The following is a 16797-nucleotide window of genomic DNA, read 5'->3' on the forward strand; positions in this document are numbered from 1 at the left end:
GGCGCAGCCGCCGGTGGTGGCGGCATGGGCGCGGGAGGTCAGAACTGGCGCAGGTTCCACACGCGTGGCGCGGTCACCGAGTCGGACTGGTTGAAGTTGCCGGGCCGCGCGCGCGCGCCATCATTGGCGCGCACCTCGTAGGCGGGCAGGGGCGTGCCGGTCTTGGGTTGCACCGTGATGTGCTGCGTCTGGCCGCCCACGCGCAGCTCATCGACGCGGCTGCCGGCGTCTTCGACCACGATGCGCTCCACGCGCGGTTCGCGCCGGTCATCGGCTTTTTGCTCTTGTGTTGATAGCTGTCCGCGCTCAGTGGTATTGGTCTGAGACGGGTTTTGGCTTGTATTTTGTGCCAGGGCGGGGGCGCTGGCGATGGCCAGCAGCAGAAAGGGGTAGACGGCGCGCATGGCGCCGATTGTAGGTCGTGGCAGGGCGCGGGTCAGCGCTGCGGCGGGCAGCCGCTGGCCGTGCAGGCCACGGTGTACTGGCTTATGAAGGTGCGGAAGTTCTTGCCCAGCCGGCCCATCTCGGTGCAGACGTTGCCGCGCGTGTCGAAGGCAAAGCCCTGGTCGCCCTTGGCGTTGAGCAGCTCCACGCGGGCCAGGCCCAGGCTGGCGAACTGCTGCGGCTCATACCACTCGCGGGCGCAGATGTTGTGGAAGACGAAGGTCTGGTAGACCAGCTCGGTGACCTCGGCCTTGTTCAGCTGCGCGCGCAGCACGCCGCCGTCGAACTGCGCCGCCGTCACGCCGCCGTGCTGGATGGACTTGTGCAGCAGCGGCGGCACGTTCTTGAATTCGCTATCGGCCAGGGCCAGGGTGGAGGCGGCGCAGGCCAGCAGTGCAACGATGTATTTCATGGCGGGAGAATGCGTGAATGGCTCGGCGCGGCGCCCCATGGCGCCGCCGTCGAGGCCCATGATTGTGCAGGTTTTGCCGCGGGCTTATGTGCACAATCTCCCCATGAGTGAATCCAAAACCCTGGTGCTGGTCGATGGTTCCAGCTACCTGTACCGCGCCTTCCACGCCATGCCCGACCTGCGCGCCGTGCCGGGCGACCCGGCCAGCAGCCCCACGGGGGCCATACGCGGCATGATCAACATGCTGCAGGCGCTCAAGAAAGAGGTGCCGGCCGACTACGCGGTCTGCGTGTTCGACGCGAGCGGCCCCACCTTCCGCGACGACATCTACGCCGACTACAAGGCCAACCGCTCCCCCATGCCCGACGACCTGCGCGCGCAGATCGCGCCCATCCACGAGGTGGTGCGCCTCTTGGGCTGGCCGGTGCTGGCGATTGCCGGGGTGGAGGCCGACGACGTCATCGGCACGCTGGCCAAGACGGCCGCGGCCCAGGGCTTGCGCGTGGTGATATCGAGCGGCGACAAGGACCTGAGCCAGCTGGTGGACGAGCGCATCACCATCATCGACACCATGAACGGCAAGCGCCGCGACGTGGCCGGGGTGACGGCCGAGTTTGGCGTGCCGCCCGCGCTGATGGTGGACTTCCAGACCCTGGTGGGCGACGCCGTGGACAACGTGCCGGGCGTGCCCAAGGTCGGCCCCAAGACCGCTGCCAAGTGGCTCATGGAATACGGCTCGCTGGACGCGCTGGTGGCCAGCGCCGGCGCCATCAAGGGCGTGGCAGGCGAGAACCTGCGCGGCGCGCTTGACTGGCTGCCCACGGCGCGCAGCCTGGTCACCATCAAGACCGACTGCGAGCTGGCCGATCATGTGGCGGGTTTGCCTGCTCTTGATTCGATAGCTGTTGGCGCAGAACAGACGGGCGAACTGGCCGATTTTTATCAAAAATACGGCTTCAAGAGCCTGGCGCGCGCGCTGGAGCCCCAGGCGCAGCCGGCCAGCGGCGACCTGTTTGCCCAGCCCGACGCCAGCACCGTTGCCGTCCAGGCCCAGCGGCGCGACGTGGCCTACGACATCATCCTGACCTGGGCGCAGCTCGATGCCTGGCTGGCCCGCATCCAGGCCGCACCGCTGGTGGCCATAGACACCGAAACCACCTCGCTGGACGAGCTGCGCGCCGCCATCGTCGGCATCTCCTTCAGCGTGGAGCCGGGGGCCGCCGCCTACATCCCGCTGGCACACGAAGGCCCGGACGCGCCCGCGCAGCTGCCGCTGGCCGAGGTGCTGGCGCGCCTCAAACCCTGGCTGGAAGACCCGGCGCGCTTGAAGCTGGGCCAGCACATCAAGTACGACCGCCATGTGTTTGCCAACCACGGCGTTGAGGTACGCGGCTACGCCCACGACACCATGCTGCAAAGCTATGTGCTGGAGGTGCACAAGCCCCACGGCCTGACCAGCCTGGCCGAGCGCCACACGGGACGCAGCGGCATCAGCTACGAAGACCTGTGCGGCAAGGGCGCCAAGCAGATACCGTTCGCGCAGGTGCCGGTGGACAAGGCGGCGGCCTATTCCTGCGAGGACTCGGACCAGACCCTGGACGTGCACCGCGTGCTCTGGCCACAGCTTGAGAACGATGAAAAACTGCGCGCCATCTACGAACTGGAGATCGCCTGCAGCGAAACGCTGTTCCGCATCGAGAGGAACGGCGTGCTGATAGACGCGCAGCAGCTCGCCAGCCAGAGCCACGCCCTGGGCCAGCGCATCCTGCAGCTCGAAAAAGAGGCCTACGACATCGCCGGCCAGCCGTTCAACCTAGGCAGCCCGAAGCAACTGGGCGAAATCTTCTTCGACAAGCTGGGCATGCCCGTCGTCAAGAAGACCGCCACCGGCGCGCGCAGCACCGACGAGGAGGTGCTGGAAAAGCTGGCCGAGGACTACCCCCTGCCGGCCAAGCTGCTGGAGCACCGCTCCCTCGCCAAGCTCAAGAGCACCTACACCGACAAGCTCAGTCAACTTGCCGACCCGCGCACCGGCCGCGTGCACACCCACTACGCCCAGGCCGTGGCCGTCACCGGGCGCCTGTCCAGCAACGACCCGAACCTGCAGAACATCCCCGTGCGCACGGCCGAGGGCCGGCGCATTCGCGAGGCCTTCATCGCCCCGCCGGGCCGCGTCATCGCCAGCTGCGACTACAGCCAGATCGAGCTGCGCATCATGGCCCACATCAGCGGCGACGAAGCCCTGCTGCGCGCCTTCCACGACGGCCTGGACGTGCACCGCGCCACCGCATCGGAAGTGTTCGGCGTGGCCGTCGATCAAGTGTCAAGCGAGCAGCGCCGCTACGCCAAGACCATCAACTTCGGCCTGATCTACGGCATGAGCAGCTACGGCCTGGCCAAGAGCCTTGGCATAGACAACCAGGCCGCCAAGAACTACATAGACCGCTACTTCCAGCGCTACCCCGGCGTGTGGCAATACATGCAGGAAACCAAGGCCCAGGCCAAGGCGCGCGGCTATGTCGAGACCGTGTTCGGCCGGCGCCTGGTGCTGCCCGAGATCAACTCCCCTAACGGCCCGCGTCGCGCCGCGGCCGAGCGCGCCGCCATCAACGCCCCCATGCAGGGCACGGCCGCCGACCTGATCAAGAAGGCCATGGTGGCCGTGCAGCAGGTGCTGGACGCGCAAAAGCCCGGGGTGCTGATGATCATGCAGGTGCACGACGAACTGGTGTTCGAGCTGCCCGAAGCCGAGGTGGACTGGCTGCGCCTGGAGGTGCCGCGCCTGATGGCCGGCGTGGCGCAGCTGAAAGTGCCGCTGCTGGCCGAGGTGGGCGTGGGGCCGAATTGGGAGCAGGCGCATTGAGGCATAGCGAAGCGGCGCCGCGGCTCACCCCCGCCGTGCGCATGGGCCTGTCCATCGCCCTGGCCACGGGGCTGTACGGCATCTCGTTTGGCGCCCTGGCCGTGGCCGCGGGCCTGACCGTGGCCCAGGCCATGGCGCTCAGCCTGCTAATGTTTACCGGCGGCTCGCAGTTCGCCTTCATCGGCGTGATTGCCGGGGGCGGCGGCGGCGCTGCAGCTCTGAGCGCGGCGACCCTGCTGGGGGTGCGCAATGGCGTCTATGGCATGCAGATGCAGCAGCTGTTTACCCCGCGCGGCTGGCGCCGTGTGGTGATGGCGCAGATCACCATTGACGAGTCGGCCGCCACGGCCCTGGGCCAGGCCCAGCCCGACGAGCAGCGGCGCGGCTTCTGGACTGCCGGCGTCGGCGTCTTCGTGCTGTGGAACGCCTTCACGCTGCTGGGCGCGCTGCTGGGCGACGCGCTGGGTGACCCGCGCCGCTTCGGGCTGGACGGCGCGGCCGTGGCGGCCTTTCTGGGCCTGTTGTGGCCGCGCCTGCAGGGGCGCGAGCCCATCGCGCTGGCGCTGGCCTGCGGCCTGGTGACGGCGCTGGCCATTCCGCAGGTGCCGCCGGGCCTGCCCATCCTGCTGGCCGCCGCCGTCGGCGCGGCCTGGGGCTGGCTGCGGCCCGCGCCGCCTGCGGCCGGGGAGGACCGCGCGCCATGAGCCTGTGGAGCGCCATCCTGCTGGCCTGCGCCTGCGCGTTCGCCACCAAGCTCGCCGGTTACGCCATTCCCGCCCGCTGGTTGCACAGCCCGCGCATGCTGCGCGTGGCCGGGGCCCTTACCGTGGCGCTGCTGGCATCGCTGACGGTGATGAACACGTTTGCCAGCGGGGCGGCGCTGGTGCTGGACGCCCGCCTGGCAGCCCTGGCCGTGGCCGCGCTGGCGCTGTGGCTGCGCGCGCCGTTCCTGCTCGTCGTGCTCCTGGGGGCGGGGGCGGCAGGGGTGGTGCGGTGGGTGTGAGGGGGCTGCATTCGGCCAGGCGCGGTCTTCGCTCAAGCAGCAAGGCGGCCGCTCAACGCCTGCCCTAGTGTAGTGTTCGATTCTTGATTGAACTTAAAAAGTCGGCTGGTATCCCATGCTCAACTGGAGCTTGAAAGGGAGCCAATCCATGCGAGTTGCGCCAAAGATCGAATTGACGGATGAAGAGCGTGCGGCGTTGACGAAGCTTTGGCGCTCGGGCCTGACGAGCGTACGTCTGGCGCAGCGCGCACGCATCATCTTGCTGGCAGACCAGGGCCTGAACAACAAGGATATTGCCGCGCAACTGGGCATCGGTCGCATGCAGCCGGCGCGCTGGCGCGAGCGCTACCTGCAAGGCGGCATCAAGGCTATCGAGCGCGACTTGCCACGCGGCGCGCCGCCGGTAAAGGTGGACGTGGCCCAGCTGGTGCAGTTGACAACCCAGAGCAGCCCCGAAGCGATCACGCACTGGAGCACACGCAAGATGGGCACGCTGCTGGGCGTCAGCGCCAGCACCGTGATGCGCCATTGGCATGCGCACGGGCTCAAGCCGCATCTGGTGCACAGCTTCAAGGTCTCGCGTGACCCCCAGTTTGCCCAGAAGCTCGAAGACATCGTGGGCTTGTACATGTCCCCGCCTGAGCATGCCCTGGTGCTGTGCTGCGACGAGAAGAGCCAGGTGCAGGCGCTCGATCGCACGCAGCCGGGACTGCCCCTGAAGAAGGGGCGTGCGCAGACGATGACGCACGACTACAAGCGCCACGGCACGACCACATTGTTTGCGGCGCTCAACGTGCTCGATGGCCAAGTCATCAGCCAATGCCAGCAGCGCCACACCCATGTGCAGTGGTTGAAGTTCCTCAAGCAGATCGACCGCGAGACACCCAAGGACAAAACGCTGCACCTGATCGCCGACAACTACGCCACGCACAAGCACCCGGTGGTGCAGGACTGGCTGGCCAAGCACCCGCGCTTTCACATGCACTTCACGCCGACCTCGGCGTCGTGGCTGAACATGGTCGAGCGTTTCTTTCGTGACCTGACCACAGAACGGCTGCGCCGCGGCGTATTCACCAGCGTGCCGCAGCTGGTGGCCGCCATTGATGAATACGTGGCACATCACAATACCAACCCCAAACCGTTCATCTGGACCAAGAGCGCCCGCGACATCCTGCAGAAGGTCATTCGGGCCAATAGCCGATTAAGCTCCAAACAGAATGGAACACTACACTAGAGTGCGGCTAGGCGCAGTTTGCTGACACCTTGCAAATCCACGTGTTGGCGAGCGACCCAAAGGTCATACATGTCCTGCATGGCAAGCCAACTTTCAGCAGAACGGCCAATGGCCTTGGAAAGGCGTAGCGCCATTTCCGGCGTCACGCGACTGGAACCGTTGAGAACCCGGCTGAGCGTGGAAGCAGAAACGCCGAGCTTCTCGGCAAGCTCTCGCCCACTAATATTGTTGGGCTCAAGATAGACGCCAGATATGAACTCACCAGGGTGAGGAGGATTGTGCATGCTCATTAGTGATAATCCTCATAGTCCAGCACGTAAGCGTTTCCGTCTTGGAACTCGAATGTCACACGCCAGTTGCCATTGACAGTGATTGACCAGCGGCCTTTCATCTCGCCCTTCAAAGGGTGAAGGCGGAACCCGGGAATATCCATGTCCTCAATGACTCTGGCCGTGTCCAAAGCGGCCATTTGCAGCCGCAGCCGTTTGGCGTGCACCGCCTGAACGCCAGAGGTATTGCCGCTCTCAAAGAACCGACGCAGCCCTTTATGCCGGAACGACTTGATCATTGTGAGACTGTATCATGTTGCGCACTACGCAACAAGCAGTCCAACGAATGAAAGGGACTTCCCCGTCCCAAGCGCAGCGCGTATTTGCGCAGAACGGCATCAAAGTGCCACGATGGGAAGTGCAATCTCTCATCAACACGCTTGTTTCATTGGAAGGGGAAGTCCATGACCATCGTAACCGTAGGAATCGACCTGGCAAAGAACGTCTTTGCCGTACACGGCGTGGATGCGGCAGGCAAGCCAGCCCTCGTGCGCCCGAGCGTAGCGCGCAGCAACCTGCTGGAACTCATCGCCACCTTGCCCCCGTGCCTGATCGGCATGGAGGCATGCTCCGGCGCCCACCACTGGGCCCGGGAATTCGAGAAGCTCGGCCACACCGTGCGGCTGATGGCCCCCAAGTTCGTCGCCCCCTACCGCCTCTCGGGCAAACGCGGCAAGAACGACGCGGCCGATGCCGCAGCGATCTGCGAAGCCGTCACCCGCCCCCAGATGCGTTTCGTGCCCCACAAGAGCATCGAGCAGCAAGGCCAGTCATGGTGCACCGCACCCGCCAGGGATCCGTGGAACAACGCACCGCCACGCTCAACCGCATTCGGGGTCTGCTCTCGGAGTTGGGGCTGGTGCTGCCCCTCAAAGCCGCCACCGTGCGCCGTGAAGCGCTGGCACGCCTCGAAGAGCTGCCCGGCTGGGCCAACACTGTCATCGGCGATCTCTTGAGTGAAGTCACCCGGCTTGATGAACGCATCGCCGAGTACGACCGCCACATCGCCCTCATGGCCCGCCACAGCACCCAGGCGCAGCAGTTGATGCAACTCGGCGGTATTGGCCCGACCACCGCCATGGCACTCATCAGCACCGTGGGCAATGGCCACGACTTCGCCTGCGGGCGCAGCTTCAGCGCCTGGCTGGGCCTGGTGCCCGGGCAATACAGCTCGGGCGGCAAGCAGAGATTGGGACGCATCACCAAAGCCGGAGACGCCTACCTGCGCAGCCTGCTGGTGATGGGAGCCAGAGCGGTGCTTGCCGCTGCCATGAATACCCGCACGCCCAAGCAAGACCCCATCAGCCGCTGGGCCCGCAGCCTGGCCGAGCGCCGGGGCTACTGGCGCGCCGTGGTGGCCATTGCCGCCAAGAACGCCCGCATGTGCTGGGCCGTGCTGCAGCGCGGGGAGGCCTTCAAGATGCCCGCGTGAGCTGGGCCGGCTACGCAACAGACACCAGAACAAGCTGACAGATCAGAAATCCGCCGCGTGAAGGCAGTCGTTGATGTGCAAAAGGCAAGGACCTGCGCCGGGGAATGCTCGGTTAAGGATGCCCTGAACAACCCATCCCCAGGCGTGCTACGCCTGGGCTATTTTTCAGATGGTGCAAACTTGAGTTGATTTCGGCAGTTTCCCCTGCCTTTTGCCCTTGAAACAGGGCTTTTTGCCGCTTTTGGCGGCCCGCGCCCTGTTTTCGGGCGCACTCATCCCCGTGCTCCTTGCTGCTGCATCAACTGATGGCGCGCCATCCACAGGTTCGAGAGCGCAAACAACGTCACGATCTGCAGGGTGTTTTTCTTCAGGCCTCGATAACGCACCTTGGTGTAGCCAAACTGGCGCTTGATGACGCGAAACGGGTGTTCCACCTTGGCGCGGATTTGCGCCTTCACGCGCTCGAGCTGATCGACCAGAGCATCTACAGCACTGTGTTCTTTGTCCAATGCCTTGCGTTTGGCCGGCCCCATGGCAACGTGCCACGGCACGTCGTTAGGCGCATCGGCGCGTTTGTCCGCTCCCTGGTAGCCAGCGTCGCCAAAGACCTGCACCTCCTGTCCGTGCAGCAGGCTGTTGCCTTCGACCACGTCGCCGACGTTGCCCGAGGTGCAGCGCACGGTGTGCACCAGGCCGCTGTCGGCATCCACGCCGATATGGGCCTTCATGCCGAAGTACCACTGGTTGCCCTTCTTGCTCGAATGCATCTCGGGGTCTCGCGCGTTGTCTTTGTTCTTGGTTGAGCTCGGCGCGGCAATCAAGGTGGCATCCACGATGGTGCCTTCCTTGAGCTGCAGGCCTTTGGCGCACAGCAGGTCGTTGACGGTGGCCAGCATCTGCTCGGCCAGCTTGTGGCGCTCCAGTCGGTGGCGAAAGCGCAAGATGGTGCTCTCGTCAGGCAGCCGCCCGTGGGCATCGAGCTGGGCAAAGTCCCGGTACAGGGGCGTGTCAAACAAGGCTTCCTCCATCCCCAGGTCCGACAGCTTGAACCACTGCTGCAAGAAGTGCAGGCGCAGCATGGTCTGCAGCTCAAAGGGCGGGCGCCCGTTCCTGCCCTGGGGGTAGTACGGGGCGATCAGCTGCACCAAGTCTTGCCAGGGCACGACTTGCTCCATCTGTTCGAGAAAGACTTGCTTGCGGGTCTGGCGCGTGCTCAGGTTCAGGGCGAGGCCAATTTGCTTCATAGATGCTGAGGATGCCAGCGGTGGCTGACAGCTACCAGACAAATGGGGAGGTTTTGCAGGATTTCCTTAACTCAAGGGGACTCATGGGAGCCATCCCAAAGCCCGACTAACGAATGGAGCCCCCGGCGCGCGTCTTTCATCAGGGTTTGCTGCCAACCAGAAGGCAGCGTAATGACCGTTTGTAGTCACGCCGTCCGCACCGTTTGCCAAGAAGCATCGACGCGCTGCATGCACAAGGCTGGGAGCTGATCTGAAATTGACGAAAACCATGCCTGGGTTGATCGCTGTGCGATCAACCCAGGGAGAGGTATTGCTTGCAAAGGTGGGGAAGCCCTTGTAGTAATGTAGACCACACCAACCCGCAGACTATATCTTGATGCGGCAGTCTAAGTTGGTGCGCAGAAACGGTTGCGAGGGGCTTGCAGCCTGGCTTGTCAGTCGCTATGTTGTACAAAAACACAGTACTAAATTCAGCCATGAAACCCGCCGCCCTCCTGCGTTTCGCGCCACACGGTTGCCGGGGCAGATTCGTGAGCGAATGCGTTACAAATACTAACAATAACCTGAGTACTGGGGAAAAAATCTGGGCAATGGGGTGCGGTGCTCATGAGGTGACAGTTTTGCGGCTTGTAATTGGTTGGCTGCTCAGGGTCGATCGCCGCCACGCCCACTGATGGCATCCCATCCCGATCCGCAGTGCACACTTTCCCCCCGATTTGTGGAGAGCACCCCATGGCCCGTATCCCCTACGCCGACTGCACCAGCGCCGCCGCGCGCCCGCTGGCCGACCGTATCGCCGCCGAGCGCGGCAGTGTCCTGCACCTCTACCAGATGCTGCTGCATAGCGCGCCGGTGGCCGAGGGCTGGCTCGGCTACCTCACGGCCATACGCCAGAAGTCCAGCCTGCCGGGCGACCTGCGCGAACTGGTCATCATGCGCGTGGCGCAGCTCAACCACGCACCCTACGAGGCCGACCAGCACGCGCCCATCGCGCTGCGTGAAGGCGTTTCGCAGGCCAAGCTGGACGCGCTGCCCCACTGGCAGGACTGCCCGCTGTTCGATGCGCGCGAGCGCGCCGTGCTGGCCTACACCGACGCGATGACGCGGCAGGTGCAGGTGAGCGACGAGGTCTTCGCCTTTGTCGCCGCGCATTTCGAGCCGCGGCGCCTGGTGGAGCTGACGGCCACGGTGGCGGCCTACAACATGGTTTCGCGCTTCCTGGAGGCGCTGCAGATCCATTCGCACGACGCCCGTTGACGGCCCTGGGGCAGGCGCTGACCGCCGGGCGGGCAGGATGCTGTGACCGGAGACCGGGTTTTCAGCCCGGTGGCCCGGCGCTGCCATCGCCTGGTGGGCGGTCCAGCATCACCGTGGCCTGCGGCCAGCGGCGGCTGGACGCCAGCGCGGTGATGGTGGCGAGCAATTGCTCGTGCACCTTGGTTGCCGCGATCGACATTGGCAGGGTGGCCGAGCGGCAGGTGTAGATGGAGCGGGACATCGCCGGGCGGGCTATGGGCAGGGCCAGCAACTGCCCGGCGGCCAGCAGGTCGCTGACGGCGGCAAACGACAGAATCGTCGATCCCATGCCGGCGGCCACCAGGGCCAGGATCTCGTGGATGGTGTTGACCTCGACCACGATGCGCGGCGCAACGCCGGCCTTGACCATATAGGCGTCGAGCACGCGGCGCAGGCTTTGCGTCGTCGTCGGCAGTACCAGGGGAAAGCGCGCCACGTCGGGTAAGGCCACGTGGGCGGTGCCACCGGCCGAGGCGCCCTGGTACTGCGCCAGCTGCTGGGCCGTGGTGATGAACACCAGATCCTCCTGCAGCACATGCGTGAAGCGCATGCGCGCGTCGTCCTCGACGCCAAAGGTGATGCCGATGTCGACCAGGCCGTGCAGCAGCTGCTGCGGGATATAGCCCGAGCTCAGCTCCACCATCTGCAGCTGGATCAGGGGCCACTGGCGCACTACCGCCTGCACCAGCGGCACGGTGACGAAATTGGCCACCGATTGCGGCAGCGCAATCGCCACCCGGCCGCTGGGCTGGTCCACCGCTTGGCGCACGTCGTCGTAGGCCACGTCCACGCGCCGCAGTATTTCCACCGCATGGCCCAGCAGGCGCTCGCCGACGGCCGTCGGCACCACGCCGCGCGGGTGCCGGTCGAACAACGCCGCGCCCAACTGCTCCTCCAGCTGCTTGATCTGCACGCTCAGTGCGGGCTGGGCGATGTGCAGGCTCTGTGCCGCCGATGAAATCGAGCCGGCCGAGGCGACCGCGACGAAGCTGCGCAAGGCGCGAAGGTCAAGGCGCATGGCCGATGTGCAAGAACTTATCCATATTTTTTTATTATGGGTGAGATACGAAGCCTGTCTTTGTCAAATAGCTGCCGGCCACGCAGACTGCCGCCTTCGTGATTCGTGAGATGCTTTTCAAGGAGATGGCTATGCATCAGGTGACGCGCAGGGTGTTGTTGGCGGCGGCTCTGGCCGCAGCCCTGCCTTTGCAGGCGATGGCGCAATCGGGCGCAGGAAAAATAACGACGCTGGTCGTGCCCTTTGCCGCGGGCGGGCCGACGGACTTCATGGCCCGCCTGCTGGCCCAGCCGCTGGGGCGCGAGTTGGGGACGCAGGTCATCATCGAGAACCGCCCGGGCGCCAGCGGCAATATCGGCACCAAGCAGGTCATGACCACCAAGCCGGACGGCCTGACCCTGGTGCACACGACCATCGCCATGCAGGCCATCAACCCGCTGATGTACCCGGACCAGGACTTCAACCCCGCGCGCGACCTGGTACCCGTGGGCATCACCGGCGCCCTGCCGAATGTGCTGGTGGTTCACCCATCGTCGGGCATCAAGACCCTTGCCGAGCTGGTCGCCAAGGGCAAGGCAAAGAATGCACAGCTGAATTTTGCGACCTTTGGGCCGGGCAGCTCGCCGCATTTTTACGGCACTCTGTTTCAGAAAGCCACCCAGGTTGCCGCCGAGCCCATTGCCTACAAGGGCAGCGGGGACGCGGCCAAGGACATGCTGGCCGGGCGGATCGACTACATGTTTGACAGCATGACGACGGCGATAGCCAACGTGAAGGCCGAGAAGTTGGTGGCGCTGGCCATCACCTCGCCCCAGCGTTCGCCGCTGCTGCCCGACGTGCCCACGCTCAAGGAACTGGGCTATGGCGCGGCCGACGTGAACTTCTGGCTGACGCTGCAGGTGCCGGCCAAGACACCGCCCGAGATGGTGGCCGCGCTGCGCCAGGCCGTCTCCAAGGCGGTGCAGGATCCCGAGTACAAGCACAACGTGGCGGCGCGCGGTGTCGAAAACCTGTACGTGGCGCCCGAGCGGCTCGATGCCTTCTTCGTCAGCGAGACGAAAAAGTGGCGTGACACCGCGCTGTCCATAGGCATCAAGCCCGAATAAGCCGTGCGTGCAGTGAAGGAGCGAGCCATGCAGCCATTGAAAGGCCTGAAGGTCGTCGATCTGACCAAAGTGCTGGCCGGACCGCTGTGCGGCCAGTACCTGGGCGAGTACGGCGCCGATGTGATCAAGGTGGAGACGGTGGGGGGCGACGACACGCGCCGCTGGCTGCCGCAGGTCCAGGGGGAATCGGCGATTTTTGTCGCCGTCAACCACAACAAGCGCAGCATCGCGGTCGACCTGAAGACGCAGCAGGGCAGGGACATCGTCCACCGCCTGGTCAAGGATGCCGACATCGTGCTGCAGGGCTTTGGCGGCGGCACGGCGAAAAAGCTGGGGGTGGACTACGAGACTTTGTGCGCACTGAATGACAGGCTGATTTACTGCGAAATCTCGGGTTTCGGGCGCAACGGCCCCCTGGGCAACGCCCCCGGCTACGACGTGATGCTGCAGGCCTTCAGCGGCATGCTCAGCACCATGGGCCAGCCCGAGGGAGACTATGCGCGCGCCAGCTTTTCGCCGGTCGATATCGGCACGGCGATGAACACGCTCAGCGGGGTGCTGGCGGCGGTGATCGAGCGCGGGCGCACCGGCAAGGGCCTGTACCTGGAGGTGTCGCTGCTCGACACCGCCCTGGGCTTCATGACCTATATGGCGCAAAGCTATTGGCAAAGTGGCGTCAACCCCCGGCCCATGGGCACGGCCCATCCGTCGATGGTGCCCTACCAGGCGTTCGAGGCCCAGGACGGCGCCATCATGCTGGGGGCGGGCAACGACGCGCAGTGGCAGCGCTTTTGCGCCGTGGCGGGGCTGCAGGACTGGGTGGCGCACCCGGACTTCGCCACCAACGCCCTGCGCGTGGCCAACCACGCGAAGGTGGTGGCGCTGCTCCAGCCCGTGATGAAGAGCAGGACGGCGGCGCATTGGCTGACCGCCCTGGAGCAGGCCAATGTTCCCTGCTCGCCCATCCATACGCTGGGCCAGGCCCTGGCGCACCCGCAGGTGCAGGCGCGCGCCATCATCGCGCAGACCGAGCATCCGGTGCTCGGGCCGGTGCAAAACATCGGCCACCCGGTGCAGTTCGCGCACCAGCCCCGGGCGGCCTCGCGCCCCGCGCCGTTGCTGGGCGAGCACACGCAGGAAATCCTGCGGCAGCTGGGCTACGGCGCGCAGCAGATTGCCGACCTGGAGCAACAGGGCGTGGTCGCGGCTGCGTCCCATTGATTGGAAGAAGTAAAGGAAAAGAAATGTCTTTGTTCAGCTACGAAGTCCACAACCGGGTGGCGGAAATCCTGTTCAACAACCCGCCGGTCAACGCCCTGACCGAGGCCATGCTGAGGGATTTCCTGGATGCGCTGGAACGTGCCGCGCGCGATCCCGAGGTGCGCGCCGTGATCATCGGCAGCCAGGTGCCGGGCCGCTTTTGTGCCGGACTGGATCTGACGGCCGTGCACGAGGGCGCACACCAGAAGGTGCGTGCGCTGCTCGACCGGCTCTACGTGCGCATGACCGAGGTGCAGTTCCAGATGGGCAAGCCCACGATCGCGGCCGTGGGCGGCACGGCGCGCGGGGGCGGCATGACGATTGCCATCTCCTGCGACATGATCGTTGCCTCGTCGGACGCGACGTTCGGCTACCCCGAGATCGACGCCGGCGTGCTGCCCTCGATCCACTTCACGCATTTGCCGCGCATCGTCGGCAAGCACCGCGCGTTCGAGCTGCTGTTCACGGGCCGTGCCTTCGACGCGCAGGAGGCGCAGTCGCTGGGCCTGGTCTCGCGCCTGACCGAGCCAGGCCAGGCACTGGAGGGCGCGCGCGCGCTGGCGCAGACGCTGTGCGGCAAGTCGCCCGAGGTGGTGCGCTTTGGGCGCAATGCCTTCATGCTGGCCAATGACAACGGCTACCGCCAGGCGGTGGCGGCCGCGGCCGACAGCTTTTGCAACGTGGCCATGACCGACTCGGCGCGCGAGGGCATTGCTGCCTTCGTCGAGAAGCGCAAGCCGCGCTGGTGAGCGTCAGCCCCAATACTGTTCATTTATCGAGGCTGTAGGAGCGGCTTCAGCCGCGAATGGCGCCGTTCGCGGCTGAAGCCGCTCCTACGAACAGATGGCATCGGTCGCAACCTGAACAGTATTGGCGTCAGCCCCGCGGCTGCGGTTGCAGCAACTGCCACAGCCGCCCCGGCGTCAGCGGCATGGTCAGGCGTGGCGCCAGATCCGCGCGGCCGGCGCGTGCCAGGGCGTCGGCCACGGCGTTGACCACGCAGGGCGTGGCGCCAATCGTGCCCAGCTCGCCCACGCCCTTCACGCCCAGCGGGTTGTTCAGGCAGGGGGTGGACTCGTCCATGGTCATCTGGAACGGGGGCGTGTCCAGCGCCCGCAACAGCGCGTAGTCCATCAGGCTGCCGGAGAGCAGCTGGCCGCTGGCCGCGTCGTAGGCGACTGCTTCGCTCAGCGCCTGGCCCAGGCCCTGCACGGCGCCGCCTTCAAGCTGGCCGCGCACGATCAGCGGATTCACCACCCGGCCCACGTCGTTCACGCTGGCGTAGCGCACGACCTGCACGGCGCCGGTCTGCGGGTCGAGTTCAACCTCGCAAATATGGCAGCCGTTGGGCCAGGACGGGCCTGCGACGGCGCTGGTGCTGTCCACGAAGATCTGCCGCTCTGGCTGGCGCGCGGCCAGTTCCGCCAGGTTCAGCCCCAGGTCGGTGCCGGCCACCTGGTAGCGCCCCGCCTGGTACTGCACGTCGTGCACCGAGGCCTCCAGCGCCTGCGCGGCCAGTTCGCGCCCATGCTCTATGGCGCGCTCGGCGCCTGTGCGCATGGCCGAGCCACCGGTGAACAGCGAGCGCGAGCCGGCGCTGCCGAAGCCGTCGCCGCGATCGGTGTCGCCCAGCACCACGCGCACCTGCTCTATCGGGATGCCGAAGGCGTCCACCACCAGCTGCGCCAGCGACGTGGCAATGCCCTGGCCCATGGCGTTGACGGCCGAGAACACCTCGACCACGCCGTCGGCCTGGATGGTGACGGTGACGCGCTCCTCGAAGGCGTTGCCGCCGGTCCATTCCAGAAAGGTGGCGATGCCGAGCCCGCGCCACAGGCCGCGTGCCTGCGAGGCGGCGGCGCGCGCGGCAAAACCCTGCCAGTCGGCCAGCGGCAGGGCCTGGTCCATCACCCGCTCGAAGCGCCCGCTGTCGTACTGCTGGCCCATGGCGTTGGTGTAGGGCATTTGCTCGGGACGGATGAAGTTGCGCCGGCGCAAGCTGAGGCGGTCTATGCCGGTCTGGCGCGCAGCCTCGTCGATGAGCCGCTCCATCAGGTAGATGGCCTCGGGCCGGCCCGCGCCGCGGTAGGCGCCGGTGGACGCAGTGTTCGTCAGCACGGCCTGGAAGTGAAAGTCGATCACCGGGATGTCGTAGACGCTGGTCTGCACCCAGGGGCCGATCATCAGCTGGATGGCCACGCCCGTGGGTGTGGCGTAGGCGCCCACGTTGGCCTGCGAGTGCAGGCGCAGCGCCAGGATGCGGCCTTGCGCATCCAGCGCCATCTCGGCCTGGCTGACCACGTCGCGCCCGTGGGCCGACGACAAAAAATCTTCGCCGCGCTGCGCCACCCATTTCACCGGGCGCCGCAGCTGCCAGGCGGCCCAGGCGGTGGCCACATCCTCGGGGTAGGCCGAGGTCTTCATGCCAAAACCGCCGCCCACGTCGCCCACCAGCACGCGCACCTGCTGGCTTGGTAGCCCCAGGCAGTCGCAGACCAGCTTGCGCACGCCGCTGGGCATTTGCGTGCTCATGCGCAGCAGCAGGCGCCCATCGGCGGCATCCACCCAGGCCAGTAGCGAGCGCGGCTCCAGCGTCACCGCGGCCACGCGCTGGTTGCTGACGGCCAGGCGCACCACCTGCGCGGCGCGCGCGAAGGCCTGGGCGCAGGCGCCGGCGTCGCCATGGCGCATCGCGGCGGCGATGTTGTCGGGCGCCTGGGGCGTGAGCTGCGGTGCGCCCGGGGCCAGGGCGTCGGCCACGCGCTCATGCGCCAGCGGCCGGCGCGCGGGGCTGGCGCCGGGGCCGCCATCCGCGCGCTTGAAGCCGGGGCCGGGCAGGGGCTTGATGCCCGCGGCCACCAGGTCGGCGCCGGTGTAGACGGCCAGCACTCCGGGCAGGGCGCGCGCCGCGTCCGCATCCACGCCGCGCAGGCGGGCGTGGGCGTGGGGCGAGCGCACGAACACCAGGTGCGCCAGCCCGTCCGGCGCAAAGTCGTCCACGTAGCGGCCCTCGCCGCGCAGCAGCTGTGCGTCTTCCAGGCGCGGCACGGCCTGGCCGCTGCCAAAGCGGCTGGCCTGGGGAGGGGAGGGGGTGGCGGTGCTGGTCAAGGCGGGGTCTCCTGTGGCTGTGCCCATGGCGCATGCGGCCACTGTAGC

General features: G+C 66.3%; 15 protein-coding genes and 1 pseudogene. 9 read left to right on the forward strand and 7 right to left on the reverse strand.

Translation table 11 applies throughout. The features are described 5' to 3' along the window. Positions 1-38 precede the first annotated feature (38 nt). Together P4826_RS18690 and P4826_RS18695 are read right to left on the reverse strand one after the other, a co-directional pair. Positions 39-404 carry a hypothetical protein gene (locus P4826_RS18690; protein WP_317701842.1) on the reverse strand — a complete coding sequence of 122 codons (366 nt, stop codon included), beginning with the start codon at positions 402-404 and terminating at the stop codon, positions 39-41. 32 nt (positions 405-436) lie between these two features. Then, positions 437-916 carry a hypothetical protein gene (locus P4826_RS18695; protein WP_317701843.1) on the reverse strand — a complete coding sequence of 160 codons (480 nt, stop codon included), beginning with the start codon at positions 914-916 and terminating at the stop codon, positions 437-439. Between the two features lie 43 nt (positions 917-959). Here P4826_RS18695 and polA point away from each other — a divergent pair, with 43 nt between their 5' ends. From polA to P4826_RS18715, 4 genes are all read left to right on the forward strand, one after another. Next, on the forward strand, positions 960-3719 hold the full coding sequence (gene polA, locus P4826_RS18700) for a DNA polymerase I (RefSeq protein ID WP_317701844.1): 2760 nt from the start codon (positions 960-962) through the stop codon (positions 3717-3719). Continuing rightward, on the forward strand, positions 3716-4423 hold the full coding sequence (locus P4826_RS18705; protein ID WP_317701845.1) for an AzlC family ABC transporter permease: 708 nt from the start codon (positions 3716-3718) through the stop codon (positions 4421-4423). The genes polA and P4826_RS18705 overlap by 4 nt, the downstream gene beginning before the upstream one ends. Next, positions 4420-4722, forward strand: coding sequence for an AzlD domain-containing protein (locus P4826_RS18710; protein WP_317701846.1), 303 nt, complete (start codon positions 4420-4422; stop codon positions 4720-4722). Before P4826_RS18705 ends, P4826_RS18710 begins: the two co-directional genes overlap by 4 nt. Before the next feature lie 148 nt (positions 4723-4870). Continuing rightward, positions 4871-5956, forward strand: a complete 1086-nt coding sequence (locus P4826_RS18715; protein WP_317701847.1) for an IS630 family transposase — start codon at positions 4871-4873, stop codon at positions 5954-5956. On the opposite strand, the gene P4826_RS18720 is transcribed toward P4826_RS18715, so the two are convergent. Beyond that, positions 5953-6246, reverse strand: coding sequence for a HigA family addiction module antitoxin (locus tag P4826_RS18720; RefSeq protein WP_317701848.1), 294 nt, complete (start codon positions 6244-6246; stop codon positions 5953-5955). The two genes, P4826_RS18715 and P4826_RS18720, sit on opposite strands and share 4 nt — an antisense overlap. Continuing rightward, positions 6246-6524, reverse strand: coding sequence for a type II toxin-antitoxin system RelE/ParE family toxin (locus P4826_RS18725; protein ID WP_317701849.1), 279 nt, complete (start codon positions 6522-6524; stop codon positions 6246-6248). The genes P4826_RS18720 and P4826_RS18725 overlap by 1 nt, the downstream gene beginning before the upstream one ends. 165 nt (positions 6525-6689) lie before the next feature. On the opposite strand from P4826_RS18725, the pseudogene P4826_RS18730 reads away from it, so the two are divergent. Then, positions 6690-7717, forward strand: a pseudogene (locus tag P4826_RS18730) (IS110-like element ISPa29 family transposase). A 272-nt stretch (positions 7718-7989) separates the two neighbouring features. On the opposite strand, the gene P4826_RS18735 reads toward P4826_RS18730, so the two are convergent. Continuing rightward, positions 7990-8961, reverse strand: coding sequence for an IS5 family transposase (locus tag P4826_RS18735; protein ID WP_317701850.1), 972 nt, complete (start codon positions 8959-8961; stop codon positions 7990-7992). 732 nt (positions 8962-9693) lie between these two features. Between P4826_RS18735 and P4826_RS18740 the strand changes: the two genes are divergently transcribed. Next, positions 9694-10218 (forward strand): carboxymuconolactone decarboxylase family protein, encoded by a 525-nt coding sequence (locus P4826_RS18740; RefSeq protein ID WP_317701851.1) that lies wholly within the window; start codon positions 9694-9696, stop codon positions 10216-10218. A gap of 61 nt (positions 10219-10279) precedes the next feature. On the opposite strand, the gene P4826_RS18745 is transcribed toward P4826_RS18740, so the two are convergent. Next, positions 10280-11275, reverse strand: a complete 996-nt coding sequence (locus P4826_RS18745; RefSeq protein WP_317701852.1) for a LysR family transcriptional regulator — start codon at positions 11273-11275, stop codon at positions 10280-10282. A gap of 131 nt (positions 11276-11406) precedes the next feature. Here P4826_RS18745 and P4826_RS18750 point away from each other — a divergent pair, with 131 nt between their 5' ends. Genes P4826_RS18750 through P4826_RS18760 form a run of 3 tightly spaced genes read left to right on the forward strand, consistent with a single transcriptional unit; the run spans position 11407 to position 14390 of the window. Beyond that, positions 11407-12381 carry a Bug family tripartite tricarboxylate transporter substrate binding protein gene (locus P4826_RS18750; protein WP_317701853.1) on the forward strand — a complete coding sequence of 325 codons (975 nt, stop codon included), beginning with the start codon at positions 11407-11409 and terminating at the stop codon, positions 12379-12381. A gap of 27 nt (positions 12382-12408) precedes the next feature. Then, the gene (locus P4826_RS18755; RefSeq protein ID WP_317701854.1) at positions 12409-13602 is read left to right on the forward strand and encodes a CaiB/BaiF CoA transferase family protein; all 1194 of its coding nucleotides are present in this window, start codon (positions 12409-12411) and stop codon (positions 13600-13602) included. Positions 13603-13625: 23 nt separating this feature from the next. Continuing rightward, positions 13626-14390 (forward strand): enoyl-CoA hydratase/isomerase family protein, encoded by a 765-nt coding sequence (locus P4826_RS18760; RefSeq protein ID WP_317701855.1) that lies wholly within the window; start codon positions 13626-13628, stop codon positions 14388-14390. Between the two features lie 127 nt (positions 14391-14517). Here P4826_RS18760 and P4826_RS18765 read toward each other — a convergent pair whose 3' ends face one another. After that, a complete protein-coding gene (locus P4826_RS18765) occupies positions 14518-16749 on the reverse strand; it encodes a xanthine dehydrogenase family protein molybdopterin-binding subunit (protein WP_317701856.1) in 2232 nt (743 codons plus the stop codon). Positions 16750-16797 lie beyond the last annotated feature (48 nt).

It is taken from the genome of Diaphorobacter limosus, assembly GCF_033100095.1.
Taxonomy (GTDB): domain Bacteria; phylum Pseudomonadota; class Gammaproteobacteria; order Burkholderiales; family Burkholderiaceae_C; genus Alicycliphilus; species Alicycliphilus limosus.

Coding starts and splice junctions, on each gene's coding strand:
- P4826_RS18745 (WP_317701852.1), bottom strand. CDS start 11,275: ATGCGCCTTGACCTTCGCGCCTTGCGCAGCTTCGTCGCGGTCGCCTCG.
- P4826_RS18720 (WP_317701848.1), bottom strand. CDS start 6,246: ATGAGCATGCACAATCCTCCTCACCCTGGTGAGTTCATATCTGGCGTC.
- P4826_RS18715 (WP_317701847.1), top strand. CDS start 4,871: ATGCGAGTTGCGCCAAAGATCGAATTGACGGATGAAGAGCGTGCGGCG.
- P4826_RS18760 (WP_317701855.1), top strand. CDS start 13,626: ATGTCTTTGTTCAGCTACGAAGTCCACAACCGGGTGGCGGAAATCCTG.
- P4826_RS18740 (WP_317701851.1), top strand. CDS start 9,694: ATGGCCCGTATCCCCTACGCCGACTGCACCAGCGCCGCCGCGCGCCCG.
- P4826_RS18755 (WP_317701854.1), top strand. CDS start 12,409: ATGCAGCCATTGAAAGGCCTGAAGGTCGTCGATCTGACCAAAGTGCTG.
- polA (WP_317701844.1), top strand. CDS start 960: ATGAGTGAATCCAAAACCCTGGTGCTGGTCGATGGTTCCAGCTACCTG.
- P4826_RS18710 (WP_317701846.1), top strand. CDS start 4,420: ATGAGCCTGTGGAGCGCCATCCTGCTGGCCTGCGCCTGCGCGTTCGCC.
- P4826_RS18750 (WP_317701853.1), top strand. CDS start 11,407: ATGCATCAGGTGACGCGCAGGGTGTTGTTGGCGGCGGCTCTGGCCGCA.
- P4826_RS18725 (WP_317701849.1), bottom strand. CDS start 6,524: ATGATCAAGTCGTTCCGGCATAAAGGGCTGCGTCGGTTCTTTGAGAGC.
- P4826_RS18695 (WP_317701843.1), bottom strand. CDS start 916: ATGGGCCTCGACGGCGGCGCCATGGGGCGCCGCGCCGAGCCATTCACG.
- P4826_RS18735 (WP_317701850.1), bottom strand. CDS start 8,961: ATGAAGCAAATTGGCCTCGCCCTGAACCTGAGCACGCGCCAGACCCGC.
- P4826_RS18690 (WP_317701842.1), bottom strand. CDS start 404: ATGCGCGCCGTCTACCCCTTTCTGCTGCTGGCCATCGCCAGCGCCCCC.